This is a genomic window from Paenibacillus taichungensis, from assembly GCF_003287275.1.
Taxonomy (GTDB): Bacteria; Bacillota; Bacilli; order Paenibacillales; family Paenibacillaceae; genus Paenibacillus; species Paenibacillus taichungensis_A.
On the sequence record NZ_QEVW01000019.1, the window covers coordinates 82,869 to 103,188 of the forward strand.

13 protein-coding genes are annotated in these 20,320 nt (G+C 47.5%); 10 read left to right on the forward strand and 3 right to left on the reverse strand.

Annotated elements, in window-relative coordinates; all coding sequences use genetic code 11:
* Positions 1 to 148 precede the first annotated feature (148 nt).
* The 4 genes from DC345_RS25650 (at position 149) to DC345_RS25665 (ending at position 4,256) form a co-directional block, all read left to right on the forward strand.
* A complete protein-coding gene (locus DC345_RS25650; protein ID WP_113055617.1) occupies positions 149 to 1,138 on the forward strand; it encodes a tRNA dihydrouridine synthase in 990 nt (329 codons plus the stop codon).
* Positions 1,139 to 1,153: 15 nt separating this feature from the next.
* Positions 1,154 to 1,723: an SF0329 family protein gene (locus DC345_RS25655; protein WP_113055618.1), complete on the forward strand. Its 570-nt coding sequence runs from the start codon at positions 1,154 to 1,156 to the stop codon at positions 1,721 to 1,723.
* Between the two features lie 236 nt (positions 1,724 to 1,959).
* Positions 1,960 to 3,120 (forward strand): uroporphyrinogen decarboxylase/cobalamine-independent methonine synthase family protein, encoded by a 1,161-nt coding sequence (locus DC345_RS25660; protein ID WP_113055619.1) that lies wholly within the window; start codon positions 1,960 to 1,962, stop codon positions 3,118 to 3,120.
* A gap of 428 nt (positions 3,121 to 3,548) precedes the next feature.
* Positions 3,549 to 4,256 (forward strand): DNA alkylation repair protein, encoded by a 708-nt coding sequence (locus DC345_RS25665; RefSeq protein ID WP_113055620.1) that lies wholly within the window; start codon positions 3,549 to 3,551, stop codon positions 4,254 to 4,256.
* Positions 4,257 to 4,433: 177 nt separating this feature from the next.
* Here DC345_RS25665 and DC345_RS25670 read toward each other — a convergent pair whose 3' ends face one another.
* Positions 4,434 to 5,003 carry a TetR/AcrR family transcriptional regulator gene (locus DC345_RS25670; RefSeq protein ID WP_113055621.1) on the reverse strand — a complete coding sequence of 190 codons (570 nt, stop codon included), beginning with the start codon at positions 5,001 to 5,003 and terminating at the stop codon, positions 4,434 to 4,436.
* Positions 5,004 to 5,203: 200 nt separating this feature from the next.
* On the opposite strand from DC345_RS25670, the gene lpdA reads away from it, so the two are divergent.
* The 4 genes from lpdA to DC345_RS25690 all read left to right on the forward strand — a co-directional run bounded on the left by lpdA (position 5,204) and on the right by DC345_RS25690 (position 9,769).
* Positions 5,204 to 6,589 (forward strand): dihydrolipoyl dehydrogenase, encoded by a 1,386-nt coding sequence (gene lpdA, locus DC345_RS25675; protein ID WP_113055622.1) that lies wholly within the window; start codon positions 5,204 to 5,206, stop codon positions 6,587 to 6,589.
* Between the two features lie 48 nt (positions 6,590 to 6,637).
* Entirely contained in the window at positions 6,638 to 7,270 is a 633-nt protein-coding gene (locus tag DC345_RS25680) for a biotin/lipoyl-containing protein (RefSeq protein WP_113055623.1), read from the forward strand.
* Entirely contained in the window at positions 7,254 to 8,426 is a 1,173-nt protein-coding gene (locus tag DC345_RS25685) for an ABC transporter permease (RefSeq protein WP_113055624.1), read from the forward strand. Before DC345_RS25680 ends, DC345_RS25685 begins: the two co-directional genes overlap by 17 nt.
* Positions 8,427 to 8,596: 170 nt before the next feature.
* Positions 8,597 to 9,769, forward strand: a complete 1,173-nt coding sequence (locus DC345_RS25690; protein WP_113055625.1) for a DUF4317 domain-containing protein — start codon at positions 8,597 to 8,599, stop codon at positions 9,767 to 9,769.
* Positions 9,770 to 9,949: 180 nt separating this feature from the next.
* On the opposite strand, the gene DC345_RS25695 is transcribed toward DC345_RS25690, so the two are convergent.
* Positions 9,950 to 11,068 carry a response regulator gene (locus DC345_RS25695; protein WP_113055626.1) on the reverse strand — a complete coding sequence of 373 codons (1,119 nt, stop codon included), beginning with the start codon at positions 11,066 to 11,068 and terminating at the stop codon, positions 9,950 to 9,952.
* On the reverse strand, positions 11,065 to 14,190 hold the full coding sequence (locus DC345_RS25700; RefSeq protein WP_181586734.1) for an ATP-binding protein: 3,126 nt from the start codon (positions 14,188 to 14,190) through the stop codon (positions 11,065 to 11,067). The genes DC345_RS25695 and DC345_RS25700 overlap by 4 nt, the downstream gene beginning before the upstream one ends.
* A gap of 222 nt (positions 14,191 to 14,412) precedes the next feature.
* Here DC345_RS25700 and DC345_RS25705 point away from each other — a divergent pair, with 222 nt between their 5' ends.
* Complete coding sequence (locus DC345_RS25705) at positions 14,413 to 15,123, forward strand: S1 family peptidase (RefSeq protein ID WP_113055628.1); 711 nt, start codon at positions 14,413 to 14,415, stop codon at positions 15,121 to 15,123.
* A gap of 21 nt (positions 15,124 to 15,144) precedes the next feature.
* Positions 15,145 to 20,307, forward strand: coding sequence for a hypothetical protein (locus DC345_RS25710; protein ID WP_113055629.1), 5,163 nt, complete (start codon positions 15,145 to 15,147; stop codon positions 20,305 to 20,307).
* Positions 20,308 to 20,320: the final 13 nt, after the last annotated feature.

A 20,320-nucleotide genomic window follows, 5' to 3' on the forward strand; every position in this document is an offset into this window, starting at 1 on the left:
TTCGTTAGTCTCTGGGACGCAGGCGACTTGTTTAGACATTTTTACGGGAGAAGTATGCTTCTCTCAAGGGTGTGATATAATCGTTCTACAAATGATGAATTATTTCGGGATAAGTGATTTCCCTAGTATGCATAGAGAGGTTTTGGATATGACGAAAGACAATTTTTGGCGTGAATTGCCACGGCCATTTTTTATACTTGCACCGATGGAAGATGTGACAGATGTGGTGTTTCGCCATGTCGTAAGCGAAGCGGGCAGACCGGATGTGTTTTTTACGGAGTTTGCGAATACAGAGAGTTACTGTCACCCGGAGGGTAACAAAAGTGTGCGTGGGCGTTTGACTTTTACAGCGGATGAACAGCCGATTGTGGCACATATTTGGGGAGACAAGTCGGAGTTCTTCCGCGAGATGAGCATCGGGATGGCAAAAGAGGGTTTCAAAGGCATCGACATTAATATGGGTTGTCCTGTAGCTAATGTGGCAGAGAATGGGAAGGGGAGCGGTCTGATCTGCCGTCCTGCACTTGCAGCGGAAATCATTCAGGCGGCTAAAGCCGGAGGACTGCCCGTAAGTGTAAAAACAAGGCTCGGGTTCACCGAGGTGGACGAATGGCGCGACTGGTTAACTCATATTTTGCAGCAGGACATTGTAAATTTATCCATTCACCTGCGGACAAGAGAAGAGATGAGCAAAGTCGATGCGCACTGGGAGCTGATCCCGGAGATCAAGAAACTTCGGGACGAGCTTGCACCGAATACGCTGCTAACCATTAATGGAGATATCCCAGACCGTGCGACCGGACTCAAACTCGCCGAACAGTACGGTGTGGATGGCATTATGATTGGACGAGGCATTTTCCAGAATCCGTTTGCTTTTGAAAAGGACCCAAGAGAGCATACCACAGAGGAGTTCCTTCGTTTGCTGCGGCTGCACTTGGAACTGCATGATCAATATTCAGAGCTTGAACCGCGCTCGTTCAGCCCGCTGGCCCGCTTTTTCAAAATCTACGTCCGTGGATTCCGCGGGGCAAGTGAGCTGAGAAACAGCTTAATGAATGCCAAAACAACGACTAGAGTACGGGAATTGCTCGATGAGTTTGGAATTCAGGAACATGATAGGGCAGAGGAAAATGAATAGAATACAGGAGGTCACATGTCCTGGAGTAAACTGAAACAGCAACTGGAGAGTTTCCTTAGTCCGGCGTTAGTTGGAAGGGTCGAGTACCGGGCAACCAGCTACCGCTATTCACCTGATAAATCAGGAAATTGTTACATTACCGTAGATAAAAGGAACGTACTCAATATGAGTGATATCACTAGCTCGATCAGATGGTATCTGACGGAGCAGGAGATCAAAAACGACCCGGATTTGCTGATTCCTGTAAGTCATGAAGAGATTGAAGCCGTCAGAAAAGATACCAAAGGGATCGTTCCAGAGGATCGTCTTCAAGTCATAGCAAGAAGCAGAAAAAGCTCAGGACATGCCAAAGAGCTCCTTTCTGCGCAGGCCGCATTAAGTAAATCGAATTTTACTATTGTAGCGACTACGTTTTTATCTACTTCGATAGAGGATAATCTGGAGAGCAACGATATCTTGTTGAATATTCTGGCTTTAATAGACAGACGAGTTGGTAAAAAGAGAATCCTAAATATGTCCGAGCAGATAAAGTTAAAGCATCCAGCTGTGCAGTATTTTTATGAATTAAGGCGCAGTACGTTGTGAAAATTAATAAATTTCAATGACGGGCACCCTGTATTTAGGCTAGTCCTACTGAATATGAGCTTAACAAGAAAAGAGATGATCAAGTAGACTTCAACCTGCGCATGTAGGTAAGTCTACTTTTTTATTGTTCAATTTTTGCTATAGCTTTTAACTATAACTCGTTATGGCATTTAAGTATCTCAGCCAACCTCGTTCTGCATGATATGATAGTAGTATACAACGAGGGGGTTTTTGACATGACTGATAAGTTCCAGATCGTAGGTAGTTTGTTGCGTCCTGAAGAGCTGCTGACATATAAAACGCAAATTGAACATCGTGATGATATCAAATATCCATTCTATGAGAGTTTTGAAGGTTATGAAAAATGCGAGACTGAGGCCATCAAACAAGTGGTGAAAAAAGAAATCGAGCATGACCTGTCGATTATTACAGATGGAGAGTTTTCCAAATCGATGTGGCATCTGGATTTTGTGTGGGGCTTTGGTGGAGTTGAGCGTTATATTGCAGACCATGGATATTTTTTCCGTGATGTCGATGGATCATCAAAATATGAAACACGTAAAGATATTGGCCTGCGCATAACGGGCGAATTGAGCGGTAAAAATCATCATTTCATTCAACTGTTCAAACAACTGCAAGACACGGCGGGTGACCAGCAAACGAAACTTTGCGTTCCATCGCCATCCCATATTTTTGGTGAACTCTCTTGGTCGGATAATATCGGCGGTACTGACGCTGTTTATCAGAATATTCAGGAGCTCAAAGCAGGTCTTGTGAAAGCTTATAAGGAATTTGTGGAAGAATTCGCTGCGGTAGGCGGTAAAATCCTGCAAATGGATGACTGCTTGTGGGAGCTGTTTGCAGACGACAACCCGAACTCTCCGTTTACAGGGGAGCATATTAACCAAGAGGAAGTACAGGGTCTCGCTACCGAATTTATTGATATTAACAATACAGTGATTGACTTCGGACATAGCCTGGGATTGAAAATGTGGACACATAACTGCCGCGGCAACTATGATTCCCGCAACATGGGCGGTGGATCTTACGCGAAAATCGCGAACCTGTTCCTGAAGCAATTGAAATATGATCGTTTCTTCCTGGAGTGGGATGATGATCGTGCGGGTTCTATCGAAGCATTGGAAGTTTTCAAGGACAGACCTGAAACGGAAATCGTATTAGGTTTGTTGTCATCTAAGACAAGTACACTTGATGATGAAGAGCGCGTAATCCGTTTGCTTGATGAAGCATCCAAAATTATTGATAAGGATCGTCTATTGCTTTCACACCAATGTGGCTTTGCATCCTGCGATGGCGGTAACGAACTAAGCGAAGCTGAGCAATGGGCCAAAATCGTACAAGGTCAAAAGATTGCCAAGCAATACTGGGAAAACTAATTCCGAATAGTAGCATTTTCAGCTATAAGAGATGACTCGTAGGACCAGCAATGGACCTGCGAGCCGTCTCTTTTTTTATACCTCTTTTCTCCCCAAAATAACGTCGTTTCTTGCTTAAGGTTGCAGGACCATACTCGAGTAGCATAACTAAGTGCAGCCTCACAGGATGTATCTGTACCGCCATTGTATTGCGCGATAAGTGGCTCTTTCTCAGATCGGTGATTAAGACACTGTAGGAGAGAAAGGAGTTGTTAGCATCATTGGTGAGGTTGGAATGGGAGTGAATTTAGTGGAATCTGGATGTATAGCGTGAGAACAGGCTGTGATACAATGAAAATGAAATTGTTATACGGATTATCTCGCAAGCTGTACTTCCTCAAAAGATAAATTAGAAATATATATGTCCTATGAAAAAGGAGTTTTGCACAATGAATTTGGAAGAGGTTATGGAGGAGCTAGAAGCGCTAGGGAAAGAACGAACAAAAAAAATATATATGTCCAATGGTGCACACGAACCGCTTTTTGGAGTCGCAACTGGAGCGATGAAACCTATCGCGAAGAAAATAAAAAAGGATCAACCTTTGGCTGAGCTGCTTTACGCTACGGGGAACTATGATGCCATGTACTTTGCTGGCGTGATTGCCGATCCCCAAGCGATGACAGAAGCTGATTTTGACCGTTGGATCGATGCCGCTTATTTTTACATGATCTCTGACTTCATCGTTTCCGTCACGTTGGCAGAGACGGATATTGCCCAAGCGGTTTCGGACAAGTGGATCGCGAGCGGGGATGATTTGAAAATGTCAGCTGGATGGAGCTGTTATTGCTGGTTACTCGGTAGCCGACCAGATAGCGAATTCTCCGAAAGTAAGCTGAACGATATGCTCAAACAGGTAGAACAGACGATTCACGAATCACCTGAGCGCACCAAGTATTCCATGAACAACTTCCTCTACACCGTTGCAGTTTCCTACCTTCCGTTGCATGATCAGGCGGTGGAGACGGCCAAGGTCGTTGGCCCTGTTGAAGTTAACAAGGACAAGCCCAAGAGCAAGTTCCTGCAAGCATCCGAAAATATTCAAAAGGCAGTGGAGAAAGAGCGCACTGGATTCAAGCGTAAATATGTAAGATGTTAAGCTGAATAGTTGTCGTCAATTTTGGTATAGAGAACATTAAAATCAGCATTATTTAGTTGTATATAGATAAGTGAAAACACGCCATTTATAGGCGTGTTTTTTGTGTTTACAGCTGGATACTAAAAATGTAACAGCATCAAATATACGCATTTTATAAGGACCCGGAGCGTTTACTTTTTAATTACTTCTAACCATTTCTTTAGCTTGCTGCCTGCCTGCCGCGAGGAAGCTGTCGCTTAGTTCAGGATCATTAACAGAGCGTGCAAGAACAAGCGAACCAACTAGTGTACTAAACAGTGCACGACTTTTGGACACATCCATATCTGCTAGATCGGAGATAAAAGTAACCATCCGCTCCAGTTCATGAGTGAATACCTGCCGAATCTCTTCGGAGGAGCGGGATATTTCCCCGGAAAGGGCAGGGAAAATACAGCTCATTTCCGTTTTGTCACGGTGATAGGGACTGAGATAATAATCAATGACTGTATTAATCTTGGGGTTCTGCTCTTCCTGATCTGCGACTTTCTGAAGAAGTGCGATGGTATCGCTAATGGCATATTCACAGGCTTCGGCAACCAGTTGTTCCTTGTTGTCAAAGTGCGAATAGAACCCTCCATGAGTTAATCCGGCTCCCTTCATAATGAACGGTACACTGACGTCCTGAATACCGTTGGTGCGAAAAGCCCGAGCGGCACTTTCAACAATCTTACCTCGTACTTTTATTTTATGGCCTTTGGGATAGGGCATTATCATTCACTCCATAGGTTAATAATCCTGCTTTTTCAAAATATTATAGTCATCATAATAAAGTCTGTCAATTTGGCGACTGGATATCTGTTGATTTACAAAGGGGACAATTACGGTTATTGACTGTCTCAAAATATGATGGTTATAATATATTATGATCATCATATTTTAAATTGACTGCAAATCGGGGGAATCAGGATATGAGTAAGCTTGAATCTGTAGATACGTTAGTTATTGGATCAGGTCCGGGAGGATATGTGGCGGCGCTGCGTTCTTCGCAATTGGGGATGAAGACGGCAATCGTTGAACGTAAACAGCTCGGCGGGGTCTGCACGCATGTGGGTTGCATACCATCCAAAGCATTAATTGCGGAATCACATCGCTATGATTTGTTCAGACAGTTCAATCAAGCTGGCGCAGAAGCGACATTTAGGATTGCACAGGATTTTAAACAGGGGGTTGTGAATAAACAGGCAGGTGGCGTCCACTATTTGTTAAAAACTGCGGGTGTGACCATTCTCGAAGGAAATGCCAGTCTGGTGGATGAGCACACAGCGCTGATTCAGCAAACTGGACAGGAGCAAAACATCTCTTTTAAAAACCTCATACTGGCAACGGGATCTCGCCCGATTGAGCTGCCAGCATTTCCAGTTGGAGGTCGTATCTTGTCTTCCACAGAAGCACTGTCTTTGTCTGAGGTTCCGAGTAGTCTGGTTGTTATCGGCGGAGGATATATTGGTGTGGAGCTTGGACAGATGTATGCCAAATTCGGAACAAAGGTAACGATTCTAGAGGGTGGAGCACAAGTATTGCCCGGATTCGAGGCGGAACTTACAGCACCTGTAGTCAAACAATTGAAGGCGGACGGCATCCACATCGTAACCGGAGCAATTGCTGAAAAGGTGGAGCAGAATGCTGATTCCATTACACTGCATTATTCAAAAAATCAGGAGCAGTACCAGGTTACGGCAGAATATGTATTGGTCACAATCGGCAGGAAACCCAATACAGACGGCCAGTTAGGATTGGAACGCATAGGCGTGTCCGTAACGAATAAGGGACTGATTGAGACGGATGAACAGTGCAGGACGGTTATTCCGCACATTTATGCCATTGGAGATATTACGGCTGGTCCGGCACTCGCTCACAAGGCATCCTATGAAGCCAAAGTAGCAGCAGAGGCCATTGCGGGTCTTACCTCCAAAGTGGATTACAAGGTGATTCCGCTTGTCGTCTTTTCGGATCCGGAGCTATCCAGTGTTGGAGTAAGTGAGACTGAAGCCAAAGCACAGGCCATTCCGGTGATTATCGGAAAATCTTCTTTTGGGATCAACGGAAGAGCATTGGCATTAAGGGAAATCGAAGGATTTGTGAAAATAGTGGCTGACCCGACCTCGGGAATTGTCATTGGTGCGCAAATCGTTGGCGTGGAGGCATCCACACTGATATCGGAGCTCGCACTTGCAATTGAAATGGGTGCAACCGTGGAGGATCTGGCCATGACCATTCACCCTCATCCCACTTTGGGAGAAGTGATCATGGAGGCTGCCGAGAACGCGGTCACCAAAATGAAAAAGCAAAAATAGTCAACAAATTTGACTATACACGAGGATTGGGAATGGGAGAGAAAAAGGATGAAGTTAAAAGCAGGTTTGTACATCGGAATTGCGGTGGTATTCATTGTTGGAGGTTCACTTCTGGCTGTTAAGGGCAAGGATGCTGTAAGTCAGGCCGAGAGCAGGAAACAAGGCTTACTTGAGGCAGAGCAAACGACATTGTTTTATCAGAATAGTCCTGGGGCGATTATAGAGGCTGGTGCATCTGCAGGGGACTCCGTGAAAGAAGGAGAGGTGCTGTTCAAAGTGAAATCAACTGGGGAAGGAGATGTGGATGTACTCGCACCGTATGACGGTTTGGTCGACCGCGTTACTGTGAAGCAGGGAGATCAGGTACAAGCAGGAGTGCCGCTGGCGGTTCTGCAAAAAAATAATTACTATACGGACCTCTATATCCAGGAAAGTGAAATCCAAAAGCTTGAAGTGAATCAAAGCATTGATGTTCATTTTCCGTACTTGGATCAGCCAACACAGGTGAGCGGGGTGGTTACGTCCATCTCATCTGCCCCACAATTCGCGAGCTTGCGCATGTCACGAGAAAAGGGGCAAGCCGATCTAAGTATGTTTTTGGTCCGAATATCGATGGATTCAAGTGCTGATTTGCTTCCGGGGATGACAGCAGAGGTGAAACTTGATGAAATCACTGATTGACGAGTGGAAGTACGTATCGGGAAGTAAGTATGTTCGATTGATTTTTATCGGCCCGCTTATTGCAGCCTTATTCTTTGGTTTAATGTTCTCGCAGAATCAAATTAGCAAATCGCCAGTTGTGATCATTGATGAGGATCATAGCGAATATTCACGGCAGTTGATTTCCAAAATAAATGCCTCGCAATATATGAGCGTCAAAAGTGTATATGCGAGCCGAATGAGTCCGGAAACATTACTTGCTAACGAGCAGGCAGTAGCGGTCATTATGCTTCCCGATCAATTGGGATTACGTCAACAGCAGGGAAAATCGACGAATATCGGCATCTTGATGGATAACACAATGCCTTCGGGGCTAACCGGAATTCGGACCGCGATTCAGGAGATCATCCAGACGGAAAATATGACCCTTTCCATGACACGTCTGATTCAGAAAGGGATGGATGCCGAAACAGCTAAAGGAATCGTATCGCCGTTATCCCTTCAACAGCGGATGCTGTTTAATCCAACCACCAGTTATGTCGGTTTTATGGTGCTAGGATTTGTAAATATCGTAGTATTGATGATTACGACAAGCGCAGCAGGGTCGATTGCACCTCGGCTTCGTCAGGAAGGGAAACTGTTTGCAAACGGAACGTCACCTTTCCAGCTATGGATTCGGTGTGTACCCTACACTGTGTTGAGTTCGATTTCGCTGCTTCTATCCTATGGATTGTTAAAGCAAGTAGGGGGGATGCGGTTTGAAGCTGAGCCTTATCTTTTTATCATTCCACTCGTTATTTATGCCTTTGCCTTGTCACTTCTGGGTATGTTGATTGGATACACAGCCAAAGACATATCGAAAGTAAGCCTACGAACCAGCTTTGTGTTGTATCCGTCCTTTCTAGCTACGGGAATTCAACTAACACCGCTGGCATTTCCAGAACCGTTCCAAATTTTCGCATGGGCACTACCGATGAACTGGCTTAACCGCTTGATTCGTGGAATGGCTTTTCGGGACGGAGCGCTTACAGCCTACAGTCTGGAGTTGGGGGCATTGCTGATTATTATTGGCGTTGTGTCCTTGCTCATGGGGTTACTGTTTTTGCGTGAAGGTAACAAAGTGTCTCCCAGCCGTGAACCACTTTTGAATGCAGATATATTGCCGAGCAGCAGTTAAATGAAAAGATAAGCAGTGAAACGAAAACAGACGCACGGGAATCATTCCTGATGCGTCTTTCTGTTTAGTTACCGCAGATGACTTATAAAGATAAAGGTCCTTCTAGCGAAGGTTTTTTATATCGTTTATACTTGTAAGGCCAATTTACTTGAGGAGTTGTCTAACGAATCATGAATAAAAAAGAAGTCGCGCATATACGCAAACAGTTTAAGATGGATCATGATCTACTGAATATTTACGATATTCTCAACGTGTATATTACAAAAGAAACGAACGAGATTTATCATTGGGAGCGACATCCGTTTGAACTGGTGGATAGAGAGAAGCAGGAGCTGTACATGGGCAATTTCAAAAAATTGCTGACAGGCGAGCTGGATCAGAAATTGTTTGAGCTGAGGTTCCAGGAGCAAGCGGAGGAGCCGGCTCAGGTGATGCTTCACCAAGCATTGGTAACAGGAGATCCGGAGGAGTGGCAGGACCTGATGCTTCTGTTGGTGGAACGAATGTTGGCAGATGCCAAGTATGAACGGGATATGGTGGTCACGTTTGTTCGTGGACAGTATTACTTGCCTACCAAGGCTCGAAACGATGAAGCGGAAGAGAGCGAGAAAAACGAAGTGTTCGCACATCCATTCATTCTGTGCAGTGTGAATTCCACGGAGAAGCAGCGGAAAACACTTTTGTTTGATTACGTGGAGAGAGAATTTAAGTACAATGTCATTGTAGATCCAGTTGTCAAATTAAGCACGCCAGAGCAAGGGTTTCTGTACCCCAGCGTGACGGACAACTACTCCGATGTAAACCGTGTTCTGTATTGCACGGGAAAATCCAATTTCCCGGACCCGCATTTTGTTGAAAATGTGTTGAATGGAGAACGGTCTGTGACAGCACTGGAAGAACGGGCGATCTTCGAAGATATCGTGAAGGAAGTTGCCGGTGAACAGCTCGACTCAGCTACAATTGCACATGTGTACGAGGAGATCAACCGGGTTATCGAAATTAACGAAGAGTCACATGAAGAAGAACCTCCGAAGCTGGATTATAAAGATCTGGAACGTGTGCTGACCGCAAGCGGTGTAGAGGATCTGACATCGGAGAAAGTGGAACGTGCATTTGAAACCATCGTCGACAACAAGAATTATGAAATGAAAGCGACCAGTGTTATGCCGAAGTTTACATCCAAGTCCATTAAGATTGAAACCAAAGTGGCTACGATTTCGGTTAGCCCACAAGACTTGAGATATGTGAAACAAGTAAATTTTCAAGGCAGACGGTGTATCATGATTGAAGTGGATGAAGATGTTGTAATTGAAGGGTTTACGCTTAATACGGAGACGCTCTAGGCGAATTGCGATTCATACGCAGCCCGCATGAGGATCGCATAGAACAGCATAATTTGGTTAGCCGGATGGTAATGGAGAAACCAATTTAAAGTCATTCGGCACCGATGGATGAATAGCAATCTGTTTCTACAAAAGCCCAAGCCTAAGGCATTATCGCCAAGGCATGGGCTTTTTGCTGTTCTATGATTGTCGCAGCAATTGTCTGATATCCGCTGCCGGGCTGGAGCCAAGCTCCTCGGTAAGCAATTCCTCCAGCACCAGATACTGTCGCTGCGCTTCGGTTCTTCGTCCAAGAGAAAGATACAGCAGGATGATTTCACGGTGGATATCTTCCCGAATCGAATCAATCTGCAGGATACGTTCAAAATAATACAGCGCACGCAGCGGCTCGCCTTCCTTCACATGATAGTGAGCAGCAGTCTCCATCGTCTTGATGAAATCCAGCTCCAGCTGCCTGGACCAAGCGAAAGCCCACTCGTAGTGCCTGCCTTTCAGGAGTTCACCCGCGTACAGCATGTCCATTCGCTCAAAGAGCTCGGGGCAATGTGCCGATACCTGACGCATCTGCCGGAACAAAGCCTCGAATTCATACAGATCGCAATTGATAGCTTCCCGGTCGATACGAATGCCGTTCCTGTCTTTTAAAATAATCGGAACGTCACTGTTGTCGCCGATAGCACGTCGCACATAGTACAGTGTAGAATTGATGTTCGTCCAGGCTTTCTGTGGGCTGAGGTCCTTCCACAACGTATCGGCCAGCGCATCGCGACTGGTCGATTTTTTATACAGCAAGAAGGCGAGCAGTTCCTCCGTCTTGGGCGTTCTTAGCTTGAGGGGACTGTCTGCTCCGGCACCACCATACACGGTGAACTCACCAAACATACGAACAGTCAGTTTAGGTTCCGTCATGGTTGGTTCAGGAGACGTGTTAGATTCGTGAAGCTTCTGCTGCAGCCGCTTTATGCTGCGGTTCAGTCGCTCTGCTGTGACAGGCTTGATGACGTAATCAATAACGTCTTTGTCGAAGGCCTGCACTGCATATTCCTCGTATCCGGTCACCAGCACGATTGGGAGCGAAGGGTGATGTTTGCGCAATTCACCAATGAGGTGCATGCCAGAGATGCGGGGCATCGTAATGTCCAGAAATGCCGCATCGAAGCTATTCTCCACCGCGTAGGCGTAAGCTTCCTCCGGGTCGTGAAACGCACCACATACTTCGACTTCTCCACTTTCGGTAAGAATACGATTCAGTCGCTTGAGCGACAAATCCTCATCGTCCACGATGATGACTTTCATCATGTTTCATAACCCCCGTTCCCATCTGTGCCTATACGTTGATTTGGAAGATCAAATGTAATCCGCGTTCCCTCGCCGTCCAGGCTCTCCATCTGAAAATGTCTGCCATACAGCAGTTTCAACCTGCTGGAGATATTCCATAGTCCCACGCCTTTACTACCGTCCGTGGATTGCCGAATTTCGTCCATCCGTTGTCTGGTTATGCCAATTCCGTTGTCCTCGATGGTGAAGCGTGTTTCCGTATCATTCAGATTACGTATGGACAACATGACGCGACCTCCGCGAATGCTGGACATCAAGCCATGGCGAATCGCGTTTTCGATCAGCGGCTGTAGCGTGAGTGGTGGAATGTCCATGTTCCGGTCCACGTCCGCATCCACGTCAATGATAACCTCCAGCCGCGTGCCGAAGCGGGCTTGCTCGATGGCTACATATGCTTCGATCATTTCCAATTCGTTCGTCAGGCTGGTTTTGGAATCGAGATGTTTAAAGTGCACGCTGCGTCGCAAGTAGCTTGATAACTGCAAAATGAGTTGTTCAGCCCGATTCGGCGCATCCACGCACAATTCAGCAATGGCATTCAAAGCGTTATACAGAAAATGCGGGTTGATCTGTGACCGCAAAAAGGATATCTCCGCATCTCGCGCGGCCTGAACCGAGGCCTTCATCCGTGTTAAACCGCCGATGCGTGCCAGCAATTCCTCCGATTCAAACGGCTTCGAGACAAAGTCATTAGCACCTTTCTCCAGGGCCAGCTTCAATTGATGGGCTTTGTTACTCGCCGTCAGCATAAGTACAGGCAGCTCGGAAGGGGAGAAGCGCTCCCTGATCCGTTCCAGCAATTCGTAACCTGACATGTCGGGCATCATGATGTCGGCAATAACGAGATGCACGGCAGGAAGCTTGACCAGCAGCTCCAATACGGAAGGAGAACGGGTGGTTACCGCATAACTGTAACCCTCCAGCTTCAACAGATTTACAATTGTCTGCAAATTGGCCGAGTCGTCATCCACAACAACGATCCATTCGTCCCTTACTCCTTTCACAATGGAAGGCTCTTCGTACCGAAGCAGCCGATTACCAGCACCTTTAGGGGCCATGGCGAGAGGCAAAATATTGGACCGTTTCTCTCCTTTGCCATCGGCCAACGGAAAGGTCAGGATAAATGAGGCACCCATGCCGGGTGCCGATTCCGCATGAATAGTTCCGCCGTGCAGCTCGACCAGCTTACGCGTAATGCTCAAGCCCAGACCGGTGCCCCCAGCAACGACAGGTCCCGTATCCGCTTCCTGTTCAAACGGCAGGAAGATATGCTCCAGCTTGTCCGGACTGATGCCACGGCCGGTATCGACAATACGTATTTCCGCTTTGCCTTGAACAACCGAAGCAGTGATGATTACCGTTCCACGTTCTGTGAATTTGATGGCATTGCCAATTAGATTATGCATAATTTGAATCAAACGGTTACCGTCCGCAAAGATGGGCGGAAAATGCGCAGGGATACGATTAATGAGCTCTACCTTTTTCGCGCCAAGTAAAAAGGAGTGCATACGCAAGACCGATTCGACGAACGAGGACAGATCGGTCGCAGACCGATGGAGCGGCACGTCGCCATGTTTCATTTTGGAATAGTCCAGCAATTCATCCACGAGGTAGGTCAATCGTCTGCCGCTTCCCGTCACAATCGCCAGATTATGTGCCTGATTGTCGGTAAGCGGTCCTTCGGCACCTTTGAGCAGGCTCTCACTGATGTTCACGATCGCGTTCAGCGGCGTCTTCAACTCATGCGAGGTATTGGACAGAAAGTCATCCTTTACCTTGTCCAGTAGGAGCAGCTGGTCTTTGAGCGCATGGACTGTACGATAGGCCTCGAAGAACCGAAGTACGGCCAGAAACAGCATCAGGATGCTGAACAGGACAATACTGGCCTGCCCGATGTTCATATTTTCCTTGATGGAGATCGAAAAGAGGTTAATGTCAAGGCAATACAGTGTGATGCTGAGCAGAGCCGCATACCACAAAAAAGCAGACAATCGATCGCCATGCTCACTGGTCAGAAACTTTAATGCGCATTGGTACAGCAACCACATCAGCATCAGCGTATATAGAACGATGACGTAGGGTGCAGCCAGCCCGTAAACTGAAATAGGAAGCAGTGCGATTATGCATATATAAGCTCCGAAGATGAACAGTGTTAGAGCCGTGAGCCATCCAGACAGGATGCCTGTTCTGAATCGGTAGAAGTAAAAGATAATCAGACCGAGGCATGCCACGGAGCAGAAATCTTTTATTTTATAGAGCGTGCTAAAGGAAATTTCGGGGCCTATCATGGCCAGCACACGTTCACTAATCATACCGTTGTAGAGGGCATAGAGCAGACAGATCAGACCTAGCAGCAGCAGGGAGTCGTCCCTGTTCCGATATAGTGCAGACCCTAAGTAACTAATCAGGAAAATGATTGAAATGGTAGCCAGTACAGCCAATGTACCGATTTCGACAGCTGTGCTGGTTTGATGTGTTTTCAGCATGGCCGCTTGTTCGCCAAAGAAGATGGGACCAGGAATCCCGGCGTCGGTGTAATCGTAGTTAGCTACACGAATCAAAATTTCAATATCCCCACCATGATAGGGGAAAAAGCCGATCTGGGGCGAATTGCCCGGTTGGTACCCCGCGAGCTTTGACGCGGCATGCCCGTCTTCTAACAGCTTGCTGCCATTGATGTAGATTTCACTGGCAAAACGGATGTTCTTTTTTTTGATAGCGAGTGTGCCCTCAACAGGTACATTTTGCAAAACCAGTCGATACGTGGCGAAGCCGTTGGCGGGTAGCGATTTGCCATCCACTTCAAGCCCATTCCACGAGCCGGGAATATCAGCATACGCATCAGGTTCTCTCGTTTGCCCGGTCAGGTTTACAGATTCAGCAGGAAGCAAACGGTTCCAGTAAAATTCCCACTCTCCGTCCAGCTTGATCCGTTGGTCCTTTTCCGGGTTCCATGCGGAGAGGTCCAGAACGCCCTGACGGGCATCAAATGCCGCAGATTGCGGTTCCTTGATGGTGGATAAGAGCAGTACAGAAATGGCAAGCACGGCTGTCAGGACGACGCCTGATATTTTTAATAACACGAAATGCTGCTCCTTTAGTAGATTGGAAAAAAGCTCAAGTATTCTATCGGCATTGTAAAGGATATCCATAGAAGGACGCAATCATATTTCGACAATTTTCTTCTGTTTATTGCTTGTTTATTGTGATCCTATATACTGCGAAAGCAAGATATGTCGAATGGGATCGGAAAAAGCGGCGAAAGACCTATCTTTGCGTGACTATGGGCTGATGGAGTTGAGTAAATGGAGAGAAACATCACATCTTGGCGTTTGCGGTGGCGGATGTTTGGCATGCTGGCCGTTCTGATTGCTGTGACGTGTCTGAATGGATATACGGGTCTATCTGTCGCCAAAGCAGCCGGAACCGAAAAAGCGGCTGTATCCGGGGCTGAAAAAGTGTATCAGTCCGCGGCGCAAGCCGTCTTTTACTTGAAAGCATATCGAAAGGACGGGACGCTCAAAACGGTAGGTACCGGTTTTCTAATCGGTGATGGTAAAGCACTTACAGCAGCCCATGTTGTGAAGGATGGGGTGTCTTTCGAGGCGGTATTTGAAGATGGCTCCGTTCAAAAAATAACAGTTTCGGGCGCCGATGAGAATACCGATGTTGCCTTGTTGTCTGTGCAGGTTAACAAAAAACGTCCGGTACTTACCCTGTCCGGGGACAAGAAGACTGCAAGATATGGCCAACGGTCTTTCGCAATTGGTTACCCACTGAAGGATGGCAAGATCATTACAGAGGGCATTGTGAATGCACCAACCGCCGAGGTGAACGACGTTGTTCGGTTGCTGACTTCCGCGCAGGTATCCGCGGGAATGTCGGGTGGTCCTTTATTAAACGAAGATGGTCGCGTGATCGGATTGATCTCCGGTTCGTTTCGCACAATGAACGGCATTCATATCTGTGTAACGGTCGAAGATATTCACAAGCTGATGAAGAAGTCGAATACATAACGGGAAAAAGGGGAATCTCGCATGTTCAAAAAGTTATCACTCTGCCTGCTTGTCGCCTTGCTGACATTGACGTCAGTGAGCTGGCCACAAATGCCGACCATTTCCGCAGCTGCGGGTTATACGGATATTTATATTCCGAACGGCGGTGGCAAAATCATTAATCAGGGGGATATGTCCTCTTGGAACAACAATATTAAAAAGTTTGAGGCCAACAGCTTTGGCATATTTGCTGCTGGTGCGCCGGGAACATCAACCAAGAAAGAAGGCGTCGAAGCGTTAAGTGCAGGACATGTGAAAATGAATGGCTTTGGTTCATTGTCCGCCACGATTTCAGTTGCTGCGAATCCATCGCTTAGACGATTAGCTGAAGGCGGACAAGCCAGAATGCTCTTGAAAATCGGATCGTTGGACATATTTCTGGGTGGAGCCCTGATCCAAGTGGCCATTAACGGGAAGGAAAAATTCACCCAGTTTAATTTCGATAAATCGGCAAACTCGTCATGGATTGCTTTTGGTCCCAACGATACCATCGATATCGTAATGGAAGGAGCCTTGCGTGGGGCAAGTGACATTGAACTGTATTTCGCAGACATCACGCCGCCAACTTATACAGGAAATACATTGACCCATAATGGCGTGGTTCGGTTCAATGCCGACCCTGCGGTACAGAAGAATGAATTGTTCCTGAAGCAGGGAAGTAACCTCAACCTGGCGCTGAACTTCAGCGAGCCGGTATTTCCGTCTTTTGCAGAGGATGCCTCTGACCGGATTGATGGCAAATTCAGCTTTATGCGTACGGAACTGTTTAGTAATCCAGGTGGAGACGGCTTCGATCCGTCCGTTTATTATCTAACGAGCGCAGATAGCGGATACAGTGACTTTGCGGCGGGTGGACTAAACTTGAACAGTCATGCACGCTCCATATTCAACCTTCGTTATCAGGCTGCGTTAAATGATAGCACAGGCAACATCCCTATTGATCCGAAGCGCCTGATCGCGCCTTTGGAGGAGGATCGTCCAACATTGCTGGAACGGATGAATGCAGCGGGCTTTATTGATGGTGCTGGTAATCCCGTTGCAGCTTTTAGCGGCATTGGTACGGTTCCTTTTGCCGATAATGCGAACCCGGGCGGCACGTTCCGTACCATTATCGACGCGCGAGTACCGCAGTACTCGGCATCCCGCAACGGCGTGCAGCCTGAAGTGCTGACGGGACTTGTACTGAACAAGGGCGACGTTGTTGATTTTACTGTAAACCTTAATGAACAGGTGATCAGTTCATTTACGCCAACCGAGGATACACGTCTCAAGTTTGCCAACGGCTTGACCGCAGCATATGTCGGCGGTCAGAACACCAATACATGGACGTTCCGTATGACGGTGCCGGAAGGCAAGAGTATCGAAACGTCATTGCTGGAGACAGCTGCTTTGGAGCATGCCAGCAACCCTGGCGATGGGAAGGCGCTGACGGACTACGCCGGTAACGTGCTTACTGAGCCGATCAAGAAGATTGATTGGGCCGGATTGTCCGTGGATAACACGGCACCCGAAGTGAATTTTGTCTATGAAAATCAGGACGGAGAAATCATTCCCGAAGGGCAATATGTGGGGAATGGTTCGTTCACAATCAATGCGTTCGACCCTGACTTGAACGGTCAGACAAGCAAAGGATTGTTCCGACCAGGTAGCGGTTCCGGGCTTGTATATTATCTGCTGAACCAGAGTCCGGATGATCCCTTCGCGGAACAAAACGACAATTTTGCTGCGGTGAAACGGTATTCCCTGACGCAGAAGCAGCCTTCCGAGGAGCTGTATACATCTGGTTTTCAGGACGTGGTACTGTCTGCCGGACAGAATGGCGTGAAGGTACAACTGCCGGATGATGGCACAGGCTTGAACGGGAACTGGTATTTGCATACATGGACTGCTGATATGAGCTGGGACTCGGCACGTCAACGGATTCAATATGACAAAGGCAGCAGTGAACGTGCAGCTTACCTTGCCCAACATCAGGATGCAACATCTGCTGAGCTGGAGGAATATTATCGCTCAAGTATTTTGCCAAATCTGTCCGATTACGGCAATACAACGCAGTGGCCTTTGGCCGATTTCAAACATGATGATTCCAATTGGTCGTACCATGTCGGCCTGTTGAAGATTGACAACGATGATCCAACCGTCGAAGTCGCGAACGTAGTGGACAATAATTCAGACAATGTGAAGATTACGGTTAAGGCTACCGATCCGACATCTTCTATTAAAAATAACAAGGTTCAATACCAGTTCGTGCAAGCAGGCAAAACCCCTGTTACTTCCGGGTGGCAGGATGCTGCACTGAACGCACAAGGTGAAGCTGAGATATCGACATTGAATGATCCGGCGATTGCCAAAGGCGGACGATACGAGCTGCATGCCAAAGCTGAGGATGTGGCTGGTCATACAGCCATTGCCGAGCCCAAAGCGGTGGACGTGCTCGTCATCTCAACCAAGTTCAAAGCCTACCCGGGCACCTATGCGATCAATGACGGACCCGACTTCACCGTTGGCGGTGTACCGATCGACACGATTGAATATCAATACACGGAAAGCTCCGAGCGCCCTATCGGGAACAGTAAATGGGCTGCTTTTGAGGATGCACCGAAGGAAACGAAGCTGGGGGATGTACCCGCCGAGCGCTATAGTTTTCCTGCCAACAAAACGTTGAACGGGACCTGGTACGCACACGTACGCATCAAGCAGCAGGATACCGGACGTTATTACTACTATTATCAGGAGTACAAATTCGACCATTTGCCACCTGTTACGAAATTTGGTTCGCAGGGTTACCTATATCCGATGCCGGAGCAGACGGTACAGATTGATGTGTCTGACACACTGGTGGATTTTAACGGCGTTGCAGCCAAAAACATTCGTTACCAATGGGTTAAGGTGATTGACGGGCAAGACGAACTGGAGCCAGATCCGGAAGGTAAAGGCTGGAGCGTGTCGCCTGCGGATCGTTTGATCACATTGCAGGTAGACAACAAAAAGGACAACGGTAATTACCGTCTCTATGTTCATGCCAGCGACAGCCTGGGCAACAGCAAGCTCTATCATACAAGTGGTCTGTTTGCCGTGTTCTATCTGAGCAGTGAACCGCCTGTTGGAAGCGCACGTTTGATTCGGACAGAAGGTCCGGGAGATGGCGGATACACCGCGATTATGGAATTGACGGTAGATGTACCGGCACAGGAAGGTTACTTCTATTCCGTTTCGACCAATGGCGGGGACAATTGGAGTACATGGCTGCCTTACACGAACTATGTTGGCGTTCCTGTCGATACCAACGATGCGGCACAGCTCAAATCACAGGTCCGGGTCAAATTCAAAGGCTATTATGACAATATCAGCGATATCGTAACACCTGAGATTCAGCTTCAGGATGCCCCGGCTTATGGACTTGCTTCCCTGGAGCAGATCATACCGATTCGTGGTGGCGAGAAGGTACAGGATGGTGGGCAGAACGAAGGACAAGAGATCCTGTTTGACCTCGTTGATGGCAAAACCGTGAAGCCAACGAACAGTAACCCGGAAATGCCGGAAACGCTGGAGGCGAACAAACGGTTCAAAATATACCGGAATGGAAGCTACTCCTTTACTGTGAAGGATGGCAGCAATACAGCAACGGTATTCATCGTGGTCTCTAACTTTGATGATACGCCGCCAATGGTGAACGTGAAGTATTCCACCATTGCGGCAACGAATGGCACAGTTAAAGTAAGTCTGCAATCGAGTGAACCGATCCGCATTACCAATTTACCGACGTCATCCAAAACGTTCCGTGAGAACGGTGAATTCACGTTTGAGTATGAAGATGCGGTTGGCTTCACAGGCAGTGTGACGGCAATGGTGAGCAATATTGATACCACGCCGCCGGAAGCAGATATTGTTATGCATTACAACCATCCGGATCTCAAGGCGTTGATTCGTTACGGCAGCGGGACTGCTGTTGTGGACAGCACGGGTGATGGGTACAACGCAAACGGAGAATTTACTCATTTCGCAGCACCGACAACCAGCAATGTGATTGCATCCAATCTGACTGTGGCGCAAGTGTTACCGAAACAGGGACAGGTACAGGATTATCAGGTGGTCTCCAATAGCGCGGGAACGAACCAGTCTTCAATGGTCATGACTTCCGGCAGCAAAGCGCGCTTCTCACTGGCAGATGCTGCCGGGAACCATGCGAAGTTGGAGTCCGAAGCAATTACAACTCTGGTAGGATCGATCCCGGCTGTAGAAGAGATCACGATGGTTCGGGTAGACAATGACGGACAGATCATCGATGACAGCAAAATGGTGCAGATCGGCAATCAGGCATACTCCAAAGGGAAAGTGCGCGTGGGTCTGGTTATGCCATCATCTGTGGTGGAAGGCAATACGATCTATGCGGGGGCAACTCCAGTGTCGGGCTTCAGTACCGATTACGCCAGCAATGGCGAGCATTCAATCTTGCTTTCAGACGCACTTGGCAACAAAAAACAGGTTAACTTTAAGATTAGCGGTCTGGATAACACCGCACCAACAATTCGTTTGAACAAAGCCTCCACTACGATTTTGCAAAACAAACCAGGCTTTGATCTGGTCACCGATCTGGGAGGCTACGAAGTGAGCGATAATCTCTCCGATGCGGAGCATATCCAGGTAACAGCTGCGGAATATGTGCTGGAAGGTGGACAATACGTGGAGAAGCCGCTGAACCTGATGGTTGCGGGTAAACACACCATTCGTTACACGGCGAAAGATCAGCTCGGCAATGCAGGCTATGTGCTGCAAACGGTGTTTGTACGTTCGACGGACGGCATGTTCGTTACAGCCAATGGCATTCCGTTGTCGGACACAGAGTCCGAAACAGCCATCGTGAATACAGGGACCGTTACGTTTAATGTGAGCAACTTCCGAACGATCGAGACTTCGGGCGGAACCAAGATGGAGAACGAATTCGGCACGTATGACATTTATTATTTCCCGGGTCTGGTACGTGAAGGACAGATGAAATACATCGCGACCAGAGTGACCTATAAGGAACTAATCAGCAAAGATTTCAAGGTAACATTGCCCAAAGCGGGATGGTATACGATTATTGTGCAGAATCAGGAACGGGAACGCGTATATTCCACGCTGCTCGTTAATCGGGCCAAATAGAGAAACGGAAGGG